Source organism: Cohnella abietis (genome assembly GCF_004295585.1).
Taxonomy (GTDB): Bacteria; Bacillota; Bacilli; order Paenibacillales; family Paenibacillaceae; genus Cohnella; species Cohnella abietis.
Genome location: NZ_AP019400.1, coordinates 400,017 through 416,443 on the forward strand (window position 1 = coordinate 400,017; position 16,427 = coordinate 416,443).

The window sequence follows — 16,427 nt, forward strand, 5'->3', positions numbered from 1 at the left end:
AGCAGGATTCAGCCGCAGCGTGGTTACTCGCTACTCGGCTTCTCTTGCTTGCTCTTACATTTCTATTATTTCTACTCTTTAAGAACAAATTCGAGATAGGCGTAATTCATCTGTCCTTGCTCTACGGTGTGAATAGTGAGAACCTGGGTTCCTTGCTTGAGTTGCAGGTCGACCAGTCCCTTCGCGATGTTCCAATGGTGCCATTGGCGCCACTCTATCTCGTCATCATCGCGGTAAGTAGATAGTATGGGAAGCGGGCCAGTAACGTCTTGGTCGTTAACAGACAGTGAGATCGCACCGCCTTTATTCGAAGTGTACAGAAGATTAACAGTATATATGCCGTCCTGCGCAACCTCGACTGTATATTTCAACCATTCTCCGGGCTCTGTCCAACCGACATATGGGATTCCTAGCTCAGGCTGGACGAGGTTAAAGGAGCTGTCATCTATACCATTCGGCTTCGTATAAGAGATATCTACGCTTTCATCTTTCCGGAACTCGTTTAAGTAAGTACCATCAAGGGGATTGAGCATGCCGCTACCCTGATTTTGCTCAATTGTATCGTGATAAGCGATGCCTTCTCCCCCGAAATCGTAATAGGCGCACATTAGTGTGCCAGGAATACTCTGCGGACCTCCCGAATATTTCGAATCCTTGTAGGGCTGTCCCTTATAATTTGTCGTCAATGCGATCGCTCCTTTGGAATAATCGGCATCGTTGGGTGATTGCCGTGTAAGCTACGTATCTACTTTTTAGTCTACTTTGCTTCAGTGCAGATGTCCATTTCATTTGAATGTATTAACTCATTAAGAAGTGGGGGTAACACTACTTATTTTTACTTTTTTAACCAGTTTACCTACGTGGTAATAATATTTTGGTAAAATAACAATATATATGCTTTTATCCTACTAAAAAAGAAGGGGAAAGCTATGAAGTCTAGATATATGGTAGTTGCCTGTTTTCTGCTGTTGGTTGCTTTGGTGACGGGGTGCGCGAGTGGAAGTAAAACCACAGCAACAACGAGTAAGCCGACTATTAATGAGCCCACTCAGCAGCCGGTGAGTACTCCAGGGTCATCAAGCGTTCAAAAGATTAGCTTTAATAGCGAGTCGCTAGGTAAGGATATGAAATTTAATATTTACTTGCCGCCAAACTATGAGGTAAAGAACAAATACCCCGTACTATACATTATTCATGGATATGGCGGGAACGAAGACTCATGGATACAAGGGCTGGGTATAGATAAATCTGCGGATAAGCTGCTTAGCGAAGGCAAAATAAAACCGCTAATTATCGTTTCTCCTGAAATCGATAACAGCTATGGCTTCAACTCTGCATTGGGTAAATATAACGACTATATTGTCAAAGATCTCGTTCAATATGTAGATAGTCATTTTAGCACTGATGCCACTAGAGGAGGTCGATATATCGGTGGTTTATCAATGGGCGGATGGGCAGCACTACATAGTGCATTCCAGTATCCCGAGCTTTACAGTAAAGTGGGAGGCCATAGCCCGGCTGTATGGATGGACTTCTGGGCGGACACGGGGGGATTGAAGAATTGGATATACCCTTCCGAAGAGATTCGAAAGCAAAGAGATCCTTTGGCGCTGGCGGAAACTCAAAACTTAGATGGTCTATCGGTGTACCTAGATTCTGGAGACCAGGACGGCTACAGATTTTATCAAGGCGCGGAGGCGCTCAACCAACTATTGCTTAGCAAAAAGGTAAACTCACAATATCATCACTCACCGGGCGGGCACGATGGCGACTATTGGAAGAAAAATATGGAGGCTTACCTGCTTTTTTATAGTGGTACATAGAAACGAAACTTTCCATGTCGCCACACGTCTATAGAACCATCAGAAATTATCCAAATAATTCCTAAACAGGATGAATCGGAAGGTGGTTTTTATTGATGTATCGTTATGCCCCAAGTGAAGGCGTAGCTAGACTGCTTCGAAGCACCGTTGTTATTGTTCTTCTGTTAGCTATGGTTTGGGTGACCTTGCCGTTAACTGTAGCTAATGCGGAGAAACCCGTCGTATCGTCTAAGGGCTCGTCATCAAGCTACACTATTCAGGCTCCTGAAGTTACACCCAAGTGGACTGCCGTTGTAGATACAGTCGATGAAGGAGCAACGCTTGCGGAAGATGGCCTCGTTTTTGCCTTCTCAGGCAAAAAATTGATTGCAATCAACGCTACCACGGGAAAGGTTCTTTATCGTTATGGTAGCAAGCTGAAACCAACCGTCTCTTATCAAAAGGGAATCGTATATGGCGCAACTGAGGATGGGAAGGTGTATGCTTTGGATGCCAAAGCTGGTTCCACAAAGTGGCTATCCGTTTCTGGAATCGCTTCGAAAGGGAATCCTCTGCCCTTAGGAGATACAGTCTACGTCACTAAGGATAACCAGACCTATGCATTAGAGGCAGCGACAGGTAAGGTTCTGTGGAAATCTGAGGAGCCGCAAGCGGATGGAGCGGGAATCATCAGTGAGGAAAATAACGGGATTGTGTACCAGGTGTTTTCGGTCCAGGGAGCGCTTAGCTCTACTCAATTGGACGCCTTTGATAAGAAGACGGGCAAGAAGCTATGGGGACATTTTGCCCAAAGTGCGCCGTTAACCATTCGGAATGGAATCGTGTATTCCGTGGCCGACTCCTATCAGATTCCGGACGCTGGTGATCCCAATCGTAATATTACCATTAACGCGTACAACAACAAGACCGGGGAACTGAAAGAGTCGAGAGTGTATTCCTGGTCCTTGTCTGGCCAGCCTCCCTACAGTCCTTGGAGCGGTTCCACGGTATTGAATGGAAACGATTTGTACATCGCTACCGACAGTAATGTAGTGAAGTACGATTTTAATGCTTACGAAAAAGGCGGCAAACCACTTAAGCAGTGGGTTAAGCCTTCAAGCACAGAAATCACAGGCTCCGTATATAGCGAGAGGCTGTTCCTTGTTGATCAGAGCTCCGGCATTGTACAAGGACTGAAGCTATCAACTGGTCGATTGGTAGGGTGGTCGACAGATAACCCCGCAGTACAGACGGACATTTATGGAAATGGTGTGTTTATCGGTCAAAGCGACGGTGTTTTTCATGGTTATAATCTACAGACCGGGAAGCCGATATTCACTGTTCATACCGGCTCGCGGCAATACGGTCAGACGCTCAAAAGCGGAAGCACCCTTATTATTCAGACAGCAGGCAAGCTAACAGGGGTAACCATTCCAAAGTCTATATTGTAAAGTGGTTTATACCATATCGACCGCATGTGTGACTCGATTTCTTCCATTGGTCTTAGAGAAATAGAGCGCTTGGTCGGCCTTGCTGATCAAGGTTTGATCCGTATCCTCTGACTTAAACGTCGCGATGCCGATGCTCGTCGTAATACTGAGGTCTCCCATAGGTGTGGCTTCGATCTTGGCACGGTAACGCTCCGCAATAAGCTTAGCATTCTCTTCGGTCGTATTTGGAAGGATAAGCACGAACTCTTCTCCACCGTACCGAGCAACGATATCGACTTCCCTCGATTCGGCCTTAAGCAATTGAGCTAGCCCATGTAGAACCAGATCACCGACAGGATGTCCATAGGTATCGTTAATGAGTTTAAAGCGATCAATATCGATAATGAAGAGGGAAAAAGGTAATTGCGATAGCTGGAATAAGGCGATGTTAGCTAACAAGCTCTCTTGGAAAAATCGGCGGTTGTTCAGTCCGGTTAAGGCATCAGTTAATGCCATCGTCTCCAACTGGTGATTGACGTTGATGAGCTCCTGCTGCTTGATCTCGTATTCCTGGTGCAGGAGCTCAAGCTTTTTATTCGCTTCGTTCGTCGCTTGATAGAGCTCCTCCAGCTTTTTTTTCGTCTGGAGGATGTCTTTCTCGTGTTCTAGCCGCTTGCGCATTTCAACAACTACGCAATCCAAATAAATCTCACCGTCACGCTCCTGCCGAATTCCGTTAAGAAGCACGGGCACGTCTAGCTGGGTGCTTGCGCGAAATGAGAGGTAGATCTCGTTCACATGCCCGTATAGCTGAATGAACGGGTAAAAATAGGTATGGAAAAACAGCTTGTTAGTGACGGACATGAAGGATTCTATATGCTTGCCGAGCATATCGTCCCTTTCGTAGGCAAGCATAGTTGCTAGAGTCCGATTGGCGGATTGTATGATCCCCGCGTACCCGAGGTGGAGAAGTACCCGCAGGGAGCGTAATCTAATTGGGTATTCATGAAAGACTGCCTCTCTCCTGATCCTAACTTAATGGCTGGCTAAATAGCTCTTGATTAAATCCGTCGTTTCATCGGGATGGCTGAGCTGTGGGTAATGGCCTTTGGCATTCATCAGTTTCAGTGTGCTATCCTTCAGATGAGCATGCAAGTAGTTGCCCACTTCAATTGGAGCGATGCTATCATCTGAGCATTGCAGAATAAGCGATGGAACCGACACAGCATCGAGATCCCTGCGACAATCGGACATGAAGGTGACCTCTGCGAATTGCCTAGCGATATGAGGGTCTCTGGAACAGAAGCTTTTTTCCAGCTCGTCCGATAGCTCCCGACGCTCAGAGTTCTGCATCGCAATGGGTGCCAGATAGCTGGCCCAGCCGATGAAATTCATCTGCATCATTGTGAGTAATTCATCAATTTCTTCTCTATTGAAACCCCCGAAGTAGTCAGGGAGATCGTTAATATAGCGAGGAGAAGGTCCAAGCATGACAAGGCGTTCGAAGTATTTGGGATCGCGGTTCGAAGCTAGTAATCCAATCATACTGCTGACCGAATGGCCGACGAATATCGCATTCCTTAATTCTAGCGTCTCCATGATCTCGAGCACGTCTTGGGCATATCCTTGTAGATCGTTGTATTTTTCCGCATCGTAGTAGTCAAGCTGTGATCCTCCGGAACCAACATAGTCAAATAGAATGACACGATAGTCGTTCTCGAAGCTGGGGACGATGTAACGCCACATGTCTTGGTCGCAACCGAATCCATGCGCGAATACGATGGGCCGGGTGCCTCTGCCGGATATTTTAACATTATTGCGTTCCAGAATGTTGATCGTCATGGATAGTCCCCTCTCTAATAAAAGCTTGTAGGTTATTGAGATTATTATATTCGATAAAAGTCGACAAAGCATCAGCCTGCTAATCTAGTGTTATAATTACGCTATACTGACAGAGTTAGAAGGGTGATAGCGATGAGCGTAATTCGTTTGGAGAACGTCACTAAGAAATATGAAGATGCTATGATTTTTCGCGATATTTATTTTCGGCTTAGCCAAGGTGAGCGTGTTGGGCTAATTGGACGGAACGGCGCCGGTAAATCGACGGTGTTCAAGCTAATAATGGGCAAAGATGAGCCAACCTCGGGGAAAGTGGAAATAGATCCGCAGGTTAAAATAGGGTATTTCTCACAGTTCTCGGAAATGCGAGGAAGCCTGTCCGTTCAGCAAGAGCTAGAAATGTGCTTTGAGCAGGTTGCTCTTATTGAACGGGAGCTACAGGAGGTTGGGGAAAAGCTTGGTACGGTTACCGATGACGGCGAAATGGATAGGCTGCTCACGAGACAGGCGGAGCTATTCGAACAGATGGAGCATTTGGACGGTTGGAATGTATCCGTTGAGATTAATACAGTGCTTACGAAGCTTGGCTTCAACGAAAGGTCACGCAATCAACCGATAGACGAGCTGTCGGGAGGCTGGAGAAACCGTGCTGCTCTTGCGAAAATGCTGATCGAGCTCCCAGATGTCGTCTTGCTCGATGAACCGACGAACTACTTGGATATCGAAGGTATAGCGTGGTTGGAGCAGTGGCTGTATCGGTTCAAGGGTGCGATGATTCTGGTGTCACATGACCGGCAATTCATCGACAAAGTGGTCACGCGGACGATTGAGATTGAGAATTATCATTTTCAGGAGTACGAAGGGAACTACACCGATTACATCCGCAAGAAGAAGATGCGCAAGAAGGAGCTGGACCGCCAGTTCGAGTGGGAGGAGGAGCTTCTCCTCATGGAGTCCGAAGCGATAGATAGCCGCGCAAGCAGGAAAAACTCTAAGGATCGGCTGTCCCGTCAATTGGCTGATAACAAGAAGCGTATTGAGCCGCACCCTGTAAACGTGCTGATCACCGACATTTACGAGAGACTGCGTTTTCCGGATAAGCTGTGTGAAGTTAAGAGTATCGGGCAGACCTATGACGATCGGAAAATTTTCGAGAATATTAGCTTCGATATTCAGAAGGAAGATCGTTTGGTCATTGCGGGTCCGAACGGAAGCGGGAAATCGACGCTCATTAAGGTGCTAACGGGACAGGAGAAGCCTGAAGCCGGTGAGGTAGTCTGGGAGAAGGGCGTTAGCTACGCGTATTTCAACCGAATGTGGGAGGAGCTTAATCCTAAGGATACCGTTAGCCATGCGGTAAATACTTACGGATTGGGCTTGGACGCTCCGCGGAAAAAGGTAAACAAATTCCTATCGATGCTGCAATTTTCGGAGGCGGATTTAAGCAAGTTTATCGGGAATCTGTCCGGTGGGCAGAAGGCCCGGGTTGCGCTCGCTAAATGTCTTCTTTCAGGCGCTGCCGTCATCATATTGGATGAGCCGACTAACCATCTGGATCTCACCAGTATTCAAGTTATGGAGCAGGCGCTGATTCATTTTCCGGGGGCAGTCATTACAGTTAGCCATGATCGTTTCTTCATCGACAAGATCGGGACGAAAATGCTGACCTTTGACCCGGTAACGGGGATAAGCGAGCAGAGTCTGTAGTTGAAAGTTGGAAGGGAAGTCCCTTCAAGTTAATGAATGGAGCGAAACCCACCTTGGTCGGAAGACTAGGGTGGGTTTTTGTTGCTGGGATTAAGTGTAGGAGTTTATCGTAGAATCGATATGGGAACATATGTTTGATTATGTAAATTGTAGTGATAAAATAGAAGTAAAAAGGAGGTAATGTTACTTTGGGAAATATCTATAATATCAACAATGTTCCGAGTGAGTTTATGAGTGATTTTCTTGGGAAAGCAAGCACACTGTATTTGGGAAACGCTGCTGGAAGTGAGAAGATATACGTCAACGTCGATAAAATTCAGCCTGGTTCGAAGAGCGCAAAGTATCATAGCCATTCCAAACAAGAGGAATTTTTCTTAATACTTAGCGGAAGTGGAACATTGAGAAAGAATGGGGAAGAGTATCAGGTTTCTCAAGGTGATTTCGTAGCCAAGCCAGCAGGGAAAGGGAACACACATCAATTTATTAATACAGGTAGTGATGTGCTCGAAATATTGGATATTGGCACGATTGAGAAGGGGGATGTTGTTCATTATCCGGACGAGAATATGTACTATTTAAGAGATCAAAATCTCATGTTCAATGGACAAGATGCTGTAAGCGACTGGGACACAGAGCCTAACAAATAAAGCGCGAAGCGGCGGAATGGTGGGGAATTAAGCGGAGCTGCCGACTAAATGGGCGTCCACGGAGGCGGAATGGTGGTGAGATAGACGGAGAAGCCGACTAAATAGCGTCCGCGGAGACGGAATGACAAAGAGATAGGCGGAGATACCGACTAAATGGTGTCCACGGAGACGGAATGACGAAGAGATAGGCGGAGATACCGACTAAATGGTGTCCACGGAGACGGAATGACGAAGAGATAGGCGGAGAAGCCGACTAAATGGTGTCCACGGATGCGGAATGGTGGGAAGATAGGCGGAGATACCGACTAAATAGCGTCGGCGGAGGCGGAATGGCGGGAAGATAGGCGGAGGTACCGACTAATTGGCGTCCACGGAGACGGAATGACGAAGAGATAGGCGGAGATACCGACTAAATGGTGTCCACGGAGACGGAATGACGAAGAGATAGGCGGAGAAGCCGACTAAATAGCGTCCGCGGAGACAGAATGGCGGGAAGATAGGCGGAGGAACCGACTAATTGGCGTCCATGGAGACGGAATGACGAAGAGATAGGCGGAGTTGCCGACTAAATAGCGTCCGCGGAGACAGAATGGTGGGAAGATAGGCGGAGCTGCCGACTAAATAGCGTCCGCGGATGCGGAATGGCGGGAAGATAGGCGGAGGAACCGACTAATTGGCATCAAAGGATGAAGATAGGCGAGGTAGTGTGTTAGGAATCATGATGCCCCATTGTGACGACCACATTTCCCTTTTTGTGTCCCTTTTCAACATACTTATGGGCTTCGGCCATCTGTTCCAACGGATAGAGTCTATCGATGACGGACTTTATCTTTCCTGCCTCAGCAAGCTCCGTTAGGAAGACCAGATTTTCTTTGTTCTGCCTCAATCCCGCAGCAGTAAACATGGCCTTTTTACTACCGATCTTTGAAGTCCATAATACTTGAAGCATCGTTCCTAGTGCTGGGACTGTTGTGAGATAGACACCACTTTTCTTTAGCGCGCCCTTACACCGTGAAAATGAACTTTTACCGATCGCATCGAAAATAACGTCGTAGGACTGGTCATTACGAGTAAAGTCCTCTTTGGTATAGTCAATTACCTTATCCGCTCCCAGTGATTTCACTAATTCCACATTCGAGGCACTACATACTCCGGTCACTTCCGTACCATAATATTTAGCAAGCTGTACAGCATAAGCTCCTACCGCTCCAGAAGCGCCATTGATAAGAACTTTTTGTCCCCGCTGAACCTTCGCCTTATCTCTCAGGAAAATCAAAGCCGTTAATGCTCCGTCACAGACGCTGACTGCTTCTTCATAGGTCATATTGACCGGTTTGATAGCGAGAGTGTCGCTTTCGGACAGACATTTGTACTCGGCATAAGCACCGAAGCTTTTGGGACTTACACCATAAATCTGATCCCCCTTTTTGAATGATTTCACATCTTTACCCACGGATTCGATTTCTCCGGCTAGCTCAACCCCTAATATTGAATATTTGGGTTTAGTGAGACCATATATAAATCGGATCATAAAGGGATTCGCCTTTCTAAACGAACAGTCCGATGGAGTTACGACCCCCGCATATACTTTGATCCGCACCTCATTGTCCTTGGGAGTAGGTGTTGCAACCTCTTCGAATTGAAGAACATCTGGTGTTCCGTATCTAGCGCATATTATTGCTTTCATATGATTTCCTCCTTATTCTCGATGAAGAAAATTTCATCCAACGACAAGTTGAAGACGAGAGCAATGCGAAAAGCCAATTCGAGAGATGGGGAGTACTTTCCTTGTTCAAGAGCTACGATCGTTTGCCTTGTTACTCCGGCTTTTTCAGCCAGTTGTTGCTGGGTCATTTCATCATGGTTGAAGCGTAGTTTCCGAATATGATTGCTAATCAGTATTTTACCCATCTCAGACTCCTTTCCGATAAAGGTAGAGCTGAGTGATAACTCCAACCATCTCGGACATAAGCCCAGTTAGTATAAGAATGATAAACATTGCAGAGTGCGGCATATCCACAACCAGTGATCCCATAGCTAAAAGAAAGCCGAGAGTAAACACGTAATGAGAATTTTTGGTTGCTTTTAATTCAATTAGTTTGTCTAGCTCATCAGAAAAGGAAGGCTCTTTTTCATTAGTCGTTATTCTAAAAATGATATTAAACACAATAGTGATGATGATTTTGGCAACAATCGATACCGGGATTAAGATTAAGATGAAAGCACCCCAGAAGCTGAAAATATCTGTTGACTCAACGCTCCCAAATGGGTGCTTTTGAAATACATACAAGCTATACAATCCAAAAACCAATAGCGAGCCAATCAAAGACATAATGCTCTTTTTTTCTTGATAGGACATTTATTGCTCCTCCTGTACGGTAATTTATACTTTTAGTAAAATAATATATACATAATGTAATATAAATCATACATTGTGTCAATTAAACATTACATTATGTAGGGACACAATACACAAAATAAAAAGACCCGAGAGAGGTCACTTTTCTTAAAGTGTCCATCTTTCGGGTCTTATTTCGGAATCTGATGCTTGATCGTAATGATTATTTCGAAGAAAGCTTCACAAACAAATTGTATATAGCTTGCGCGCTCTCTGCTCTGGATGTGATACCTCTCGGGGAGAACGCAGTCTCGCTTCGGCCCTGCAAGAGTCCGAGCGTGTTTGCTGCAATTATTGAATCTCTTGACCATGGAGCGGCGTTATTCAAATCCTTATAGCTGTTACTATTTGAGGATTTCTGAGCTTTCTGTTTGGTCGCATACTCGTAAGCACGAACCATCATAACGGCCATTTCCTCACGTGTAATGGATGCTTCCGGCTTGAACGATGTCGAGCTTACGCCGCTGGCGATCCCTGCTTTCACAGCTGCTACAACTGCTTCTGCATACCAGATATGCTCAGGTACGTCGATAAAGCTGGTTGAGCCCTGATCTTCAATTCCTAATATACGGACAAGCATGGAGATAAACTCTGCTCTTGTCACAATTCCCGCCGGGGAGAATTCGGTTGAGCTAACGCCATTGACTAGCTGTTTCGCAGCAAGCTCATTTATGACGTCCTTCGCCCAGAAGTCGGGTTTAATATCGGCGAAGCTTTTGTTGAATTCAAGTACGACATATTTACCAGCGCGGTCTACATTAGCCAGAATGTGACCTTCTTTTATCGTACCACCAACGTAGAGAAGCTTGCCGTTGTCTAGGATTTCATAAATACCTACCAGCTTCGAATTCTGAGAACGATCGACAGAGAGCTTTAGCTGTAGTGAAGGTGAATAAGACGTTATTGCTTTGGTCTTACCGTCTTTAGACTTCAATTCCATTCCGACTGTGAAAGCCTGTCCAGATGCATGAAGCTGTGCAAATGCTTGTTGGGATAAACTTGAAATAGTTTGCTTAGTTGTCTCTGCCGTGTCTTGATTAAAGCTAAGTGAAATTAAACCATTCTGGGATTGTTCTTTAATGAAAGCGAATGGAATGGTTAAAGTGACATTAGGTGCAATGAGTTGAAGCGGCGCACCATTCAAAATATCCCCAGCATCCACTGGAAGCTGTATTCTCTGAAGCGGGTTATCTGTTGTCAGAGTCGCAACTCCGTTCTGCAGCGATTCCCTTAATTCATCAGACGTCACGATCGAATCCTTATCCCAAGGAACGGGAGTACTGACAGGAGGCAAAGCTCCAGAACCAGCAGGATAATCGTTAACGGTTATCATTTTTTCACCATACACGCTATCAATTACGCTAGTTGCACGAACAATCGCTGTTCCTGGTCGTACGGCAGTTAAGCTGCCCTCTGCACTAATTGAAATAGCGCTAGTATCAGATCCATTTACGATAGACCATGTGACGTTTTTATTAAACGCATCCTCAGGCATAACTGTCGCTGTCAGTTGCATCTGTTGTCCTGCGTACAAGCTCTCGCTAGGGGAGTTAATAATAACGTTGTTAGGATTAATCACCGAAGGTGCGGTAACCGTAATGTTACTCTCGCCATATACGCTGTCAATGACACTTGTTGCACGAACAATGGCCATCCCCTCGCGTATGCCAGTAACTGTACCGTCTTGGCTTACCGTTACTGCGTCATCGGGCGAGCTATCGACAACAGACCAAGTGACGGCTTTGTGAGTTGCATTATCTGGAAGTACCGTTGCTGCAAGCTTCACCTTGCTGCCGACGCTAAAGCTTAGGTTTTCTTGATCAATCTTAACCTGAACAGGATCCGTAACTGGATCTGTTATCGAACTGATGACGATACTGCTTTCACCGTATACATTATCTAAAACACTTGTTGCTCGCACAATTGCTGTTCCTTTGTGAACACCCGTTACTTTACCATCTTGGCTCACAGTAACTGCGTCATCAGGAGATGCCTGAACAACGGACCAAATGACATTCTTGTTGACGAGATTGTCCGGCTTAACAGTCGCTCGGAGCTGCAACGATTCTCCCTCAGTAATGGTGGCATTCGGTGTATCGATGGTTACCTCAGTCGGTACTACTGTCTTTTGAAGTGTGAACTGGTCTACAATGCGTCCTTGAACGGTTTTAGTAATAAACGTTAATTGATTGCCCACAATTTCAACAGAGGAATACATTTGAGTTTGTTCCTCGTCGGTTTTGTCGTGCCATGGTCGAGCTGTTAAGGAGTAGAATTTGGGCCCGGTGGATCCGCCAACGACATAAGCTGTTCCGCTGCCCTGCTCTACCTTTTTACCATTTTTCATTTGAGTCCTCAAGTAGATATGATCATGTCCGTTCATGACCAAATCAACGCCATTTTCCTCGAAAACAGGGGCCCATAATTTCCTTACGATCTCCGTATCGTAAATACTGCCGTAAGGCCCACGATGGAAGAAAGCAATTTTCCACTTTTTATTCGTGCTTGATAGATCCTGCTTTAACCAATCTGCCTGTTCTTGGTACTTCTCTTCACTGTTCAATACGACAAAATGTGCATCTCCGTAGTCGAAGGAGAAATTGCTACCCTTAAGTGAAGGGAGTCCGTTTCCGGGCTGATTGAAATGGGACATGAAATCGTTATTGCCATTCTGCATAGCTTCATGGTTACCTATCGCCGCTACAAGCGTCGTATTCAGTAATTGCTGCTGAACGGCACCGAACCACATGTTCCATTCCGTTTCCTTAAAGCCACTGTCGACCATGTCGCCAACATGCATCATAAATTTTGAATCAGGATTGTCTTCAAGAGCCTTCTTTACGGTATTTCCCCACAGAGTGTAACCCGCTTGATCTGCTGCTTGCGAATCAGTAAAGTATAAGAACTTCAAAGGGTCTTCTGCACTTCCAGCGGTATGGAATGCTCCTTGTTGGCTGTAATTTCCTTGACCGTCGCCGACTCGGTATACATACGTGGTACCAGGCTCAAGCCCTATCGCTGATGCTTTATGAACGCGAACAGTACCAATGTCATAAGTATTGTACAAGCTGCTCGTCCCTGAGAATGACTTAACGTTCGGCTGGTTGAAATCCGTGAATTCAGATTGCTTTACAATATCCACGACAGTCCCGGTAGTTGTTGGAATGGTCTGCCATGTAAAAGCACGGGATACAGAAGGGTCCTCGCCCATTGAAATATTAATGTTTTTTGGGTTTGGAGTACCGGATAGAGCTGATACTTTGAAAGGCATGACTGAGCTGTAAGAAATGCCTTCATTCGCTTGCAGTTGGTAGCTTTTAACGACTTTAGTTAATGCGTCAGTCGTAAGAATACCCTCAGCATTGGTCGTGCCTATGTCTACGCCATCAGCACTTAGCTTGGCATCGGCCACTGGCTTCCCGTTCTCGTCAATGACCTTAAACTCAGTGTTAAAGCCCTGAACAATGCCATCATAGTTCCAAGATAACTGTAGCTTATTCTTGATAGTTGACTGAATTGGCAATCCGAAGAATGGGAAAATAGTATTACCGGTATTCGTAAATGCGATGTTGCCCGCTTTAAAGCCAAGAACATGCATTTCAGTGGCATTTGGTTTCACAAGGTATTTAATTTGTGCGAGATTATCTTGATCCGTTAATCCTAGTGAGCTTAAGTCATTGATATTCAACGAGACTGTGCCTGAGATAGAGTCTACTGTGGGCGTTAATTCCCCACTGGATAATTTGTTTCCGATGACGACTTGCAAATTATCTACTTTCGAAGGATCAAAATTAAATGAAATATTCGCGCTCTTAATCATTGAAGCATTCTTTGCTTTAATATCAACCGTATACGTTTCACCTGTATACAGCGCAGTCGGCGTCGTATATAGAAGCTTTGAAGCACCAGTGTCGACTTGGAAGGTCCATATTTTAGTAGTTTGGTTGCCCGAAAGATCCTTCACCTGAACTTTCGCCTGATGAACGCCATCAGCAAGAGGGACTGCTGGTGTATAAAAAATACGACCTTCTGGTGGGTATAGCGTTGGATGAACCTGACTACCATCTATATACATACGAATTTTATCCGGATCGATTAAAGTCGTTCCGGGATGCTTAGATTTGTCGTAGCCAAAGTCCTCGGCAATAACGGAAATCTCCGGTTGATTTTTTGTAATAATAGCTCCTTCAGCAGGTGTTATATTCCTAATAATCGGCGGATCCATATCATCGTTGGCAGGCCCGTACAACGCACGAATTTGGTCAATATAGATAGTTCCTGCATCCTTCTTAGCAGCAGAAGTTTCCATATAACGAACCGGCATATCCATCGTCAGCGGAAGCTCTCTTCCTTTAGGGACAGCCGCTTCTAAATACTTCCACCCTGTAAAGTTGATGCCTGTTGTTTGATCTACAAAATCAAGAGCTATCGCACCCTTGGCGTCTCTAATCTGAGAACGTAACCAGTGTTTTTTGCCATCCCCGTACACCCACATACTTATTTTTTCGGGGTAACCCTGAATTTCGATGTTGTTAGCTGTACTGCTAGTTTGTAAATAAGAGCCTGAAGTTCCCGGTGTACCGGTAAAATCATAATCCAGCTTCAAGGATCCCTTACCAAATCGAATGAAATCTTCATTTTCTGTCTCGATGCTTGCGATCGATTTTACATATTGTGCACCGGAAGTTATTTTATATCTGTCCAGACCTTTCTCGAAATCCTCTAGGATAACGGGCGGAATTCCGACATTGACGTCCAGGCTAGCCGAAACTCCTTTATAGGCAACTGTTATTTTACCTGTTTTCTCAGTGCCAGTAGTGGCAGTGAATACTCCATTTGAATCGATGGTGCCAATGCTTGGATCGGCACTCCATTGAAGCAGGCTGTTGTCGGCTTGAATGACTTGACCCTCTTTTAATGCGGCGACTTTAAGCTTCTCTGATTTTCCTGGTGAGAAGGTTTTAAGCTTATCAGGGAATTGAAGCTCCGTCAGATGGTCCACGACTTCGACCTGAGCTGTGCCAGATATCCCGTTAGCGGTTACGGAAATAGCTCCGATTCCTGGCAAATTACCTGCTGTAAGCCGCCCTGTAGTAGAATCGATGGTTCCGATAGCTGGGTCGGCCGACCATACGGGCGTGCCCGTTGAAGTAGCGGGGTGAATATTATTATCTACTCCAAGAGATAAAAATAAGACAGAGGTCGTTCCAGTCAGGACGCGTTCCAGATTCGGTGTGACAACAAGCTTGGTTGCTGGACCTTCCGCAGCCTTGTTGACTAATAAAATACCGTTGGAGGTAGAACGTTCTCCGCCGTCTGAGGGGCTGTTCATTATTTTACGCATGATCTCGCCTGCTGGGCGAACGACCATGGTGGAAGATCCACCTCCATCCAGATTCATAGCGGTAACGGCACCCATATCTTTCATGAGTTGTCCCAGCTGTTGTAAAGTAACCCCCTCGCTGAAGCCTGGCTGTCTGCCATCAACCTCGAATAAGATAACCTTCCCATCGGCTTTCGTTCCAATTGCTGTACGTGGAGCAACAGTGGGATCTGCTATAGCTGGAACGACGCCATCTATGACCAGCATTGTACTACCACCAATTGACATGATTACATCATTCCAACTGGAGCTAAGCTGCAGGCTTATAGTCACCTGATCTCCAGGCTTTAGAGCATCAAGGAAGGAGCGCGAGGTTCCTGCGGCAGACAGAACAACTTGCCCAGCTACCAAAGGAGTATCTCCTTTTCCCTTTTTAACACTAGCAACTTCAAGTGCTAACGTTTGACCGCTTCTCATATCTCCGCTAACAATGTTCAGAACGACTTCATCGCCAAGGTCGGAAGTCGCAGTTGAGCTGTTGTAATCGAAAGTGTATAAATTAAGACTATTGGTCCCGCGAGTACGGTTTATATCAGTAATGGATTTAGTTTGGCCATTAATCTTTACTGTGCGGGTTAATGTAGGACTTGGACCGTACATTGTCGTACCATCCGCTTTTACGGCGAATGCATTCCAATCAGAAGGGGGACTGATCAGGATTCTGCCGTCTCCCATAAAGAACCCGAGTGGTACACCGTTAGCTAAATCGTAGAAGTCACCATTAATACCGGCAATGACTTTGTTGCCAGGCTTATCGGCATTGTTCGCCATTTTGGTGACACCTGTCATGCCATACACTTTACCATTGCTCTTCAAGCCAGGCTGTAGCTGAAGGGCAGGGTTAGCTGGATCGAATTCAATAGTTTCTATCTTTTGTAGACCATTTGAGTCTTTCAGATTATACCAATTGTAAGTAGCCCCTGGACCAATCTCAGAGCTTCTCTTGTCTAAGATTTGACCGTAGCTTCCACTCGAATCTGCAAAAGCTTGCCCAAATGGAAAAAATACGGACAGCATCAATAGTGTGGATAGGAGTAAAGCGAATTTTCTTTGAAGATTTCTAATCATTGTTGTTAGTTCCTCCTCATGAGATCATCAAGAAATTTAAAACCAACTTTTAACAATCGGTCTCTGGACTAACAAATTATAGAATTACAGTGTTAAATCTAGTGGAACAATTTCAAGATTTTGTGTTAAATTTTTTTTCAATAAAATGGAATA

11 protein-coding genes are annotated in these 16,427 nt (G+C 45.4%); 4 read left to right on the forward strand and 7 right to left on the reverse strand.

All coding sequences use genetic code 11. The features are described 5' to 3' along the window. Window positions 1-71: 71 nt before the first annotated feature. Window positions 72-686 carry a carbohydrate-binding protein gene (locus KCTCHS21_RS01650; RefSeq protein WP_197726498.1) on the reverse strand — a complete coding sequence of 205 codons (615 nt, stop codon included), beginning with the start codon at window positions 684-686 and terminating at the stop codon, window positions 72-74. 243 nt (window positions 687-929) lie between these two features. On the opposite strand from KCTCHS21_RS01650, the gene KCTCHS21_RS01655 reads away from it, so the two are divergent. Together KCTCHS21_RS01655 and KCTCHS21_RS01660 are read left to right on the forward strand one after the other, a co-directional pair. After that, window positions 930-1,823, forward strand: a complete 894-nt coding sequence (locus KCTCHS21_RS01655) for an alpha/beta hydrolase (RefSeq protein WP_130604831.1) — start codon at window positions 930-932, stop codon at window positions 1,821-1,823. 95 nt (window positions 1,824-1,918) lie between these two features. Then, complete coding sequence (locus KCTCHS21_RS01660; protein ID WP_130604832.1) at window positions 1,919-3,253, forward strand: outer membrane protein assembly factor BamB family protein; 1,335 nt, start codon at window positions 1,919-1,921, stop codon at window positions 3,251-3,253. A gap of 6 nt (window positions 3,254-3,259) precedes the next feature. On the opposite strand, the gene KCTCHS21_RS01665 is transcribed toward KCTCHS21_RS01660, so the two are convergent. Beyond that, window positions 3,260-4,096, reverse strand: coding sequence for a GGDEF domain-containing protein (locus tag KCTCHS21_RS01665; protein ID WP_331871680.1), 837 nt, complete (start codon window positions 4,094-4,096; stop codon window positions 3,260-3,262). A 171-nt stretch (window positions 4,097-4,267) separates the two neighbouring features. Next, a complete protein-coding gene (locus KCTCHS21_RS01670) occupies window positions 4,268-5,074 on the reverse strand; it encodes an alpha/beta fold hydrolase (RefSeq protein WP_130604833.1) in 807 nt (268 codons plus the stop codon). A gap of 132 nt (window positions 5,075-5,206) precedes the next feature. Here KCTCHS21_RS01670 and KCTCHS21_RS01675 point away from each other — a divergent pair, with 132 nt between their 5' ends. Together KCTCHS21_RS01675 and KCTCHS21_RS01680 are read left to right on the forward strand one after the other, a co-directional pair. Continuing rightward, a complete protein-coding gene (locus tag KCTCHS21_RS01675; RefSeq protein ID WP_130604834.1) occupies window positions 5,207-6,778 on the forward strand; it encodes an ABC-F family ATP-binding cassette domain-containing protein in 1,572 nt (523 codons plus the stop codon). A 188-nt stretch (window positions 6,779-6,966) separates the two neighbouring features. Then, a complete protein-coding gene (locus KCTCHS21_RS01680; protein WP_130604835.1) occupies window positions 6,967-7,425 on the forward strand; it encodes a cupin domain-containing protein in 459 nt (152 codons plus the stop codon). Window positions 7,426-8,134: 709 nt separating this feature from the next. Here the strand turns inward: KCTCHS21_RS01680 and KCTCHS21_RS01685 are convergent. The 4 genes from KCTCHS21_RS01685 to KCTCHS21_RS01700 all read right to left on the reverse strand — a co-directional run bounded on the left by KCTCHS21_RS01685 (window position 8,135) and on the right by KCTCHS21_RS01700 (window position 16,274). After that, the gene (locus KCTCHS21_RS01685; protein WP_130604836.1) at window positions 8,135-9,112 is read right to left on the reverse strand and encodes an NAD(P)-dependent alcohol dehydrogenase; all 978 of its coding nucleotides are present in this window, start codon (window positions 9,110-9,112) and stop codon (window positions 8,135-8,137) included. Continuing rightward, on the reverse strand, window positions 9,109-9,336 hold the full coding sequence (locus tag KCTCHS21_RS01690; protein WP_130604837.1) for a helix-turn-helix transcriptional regulator: 228 nt from the start codon (window positions 9,334-9,336) through the stop codon (window positions 9,109-9,111). Before KCTCHS21_RS01690 ends, KCTCHS21_RS01685 begins: the two co-directional genes overlap by 4 nt. Window position 9,337: 1 nt before the next feature. Next, a complete protein-coding gene (locus KCTCHS21_RS01695) occupies window positions 9,338-9,784 on the reverse strand; it encodes a hypothetical protein (protein WP_130604838.1) in 447 nt (148 codons plus the stop codon). A 202-nt stretch (window positions 9,785-9,986) separates the two neighbouring features. Next, complete coding sequence (locus KCTCHS21_RS01700; protein WP_130604839.1) at window positions 9,987-16,274, reverse strand: phosphodiester glycosidase family protein; 6,288 nt, start codon at window positions 16,272-16,274, stop codon at window positions 9,987-9,989. Window positions 16,275-16,427: the final 153 nt, after the last annotated feature.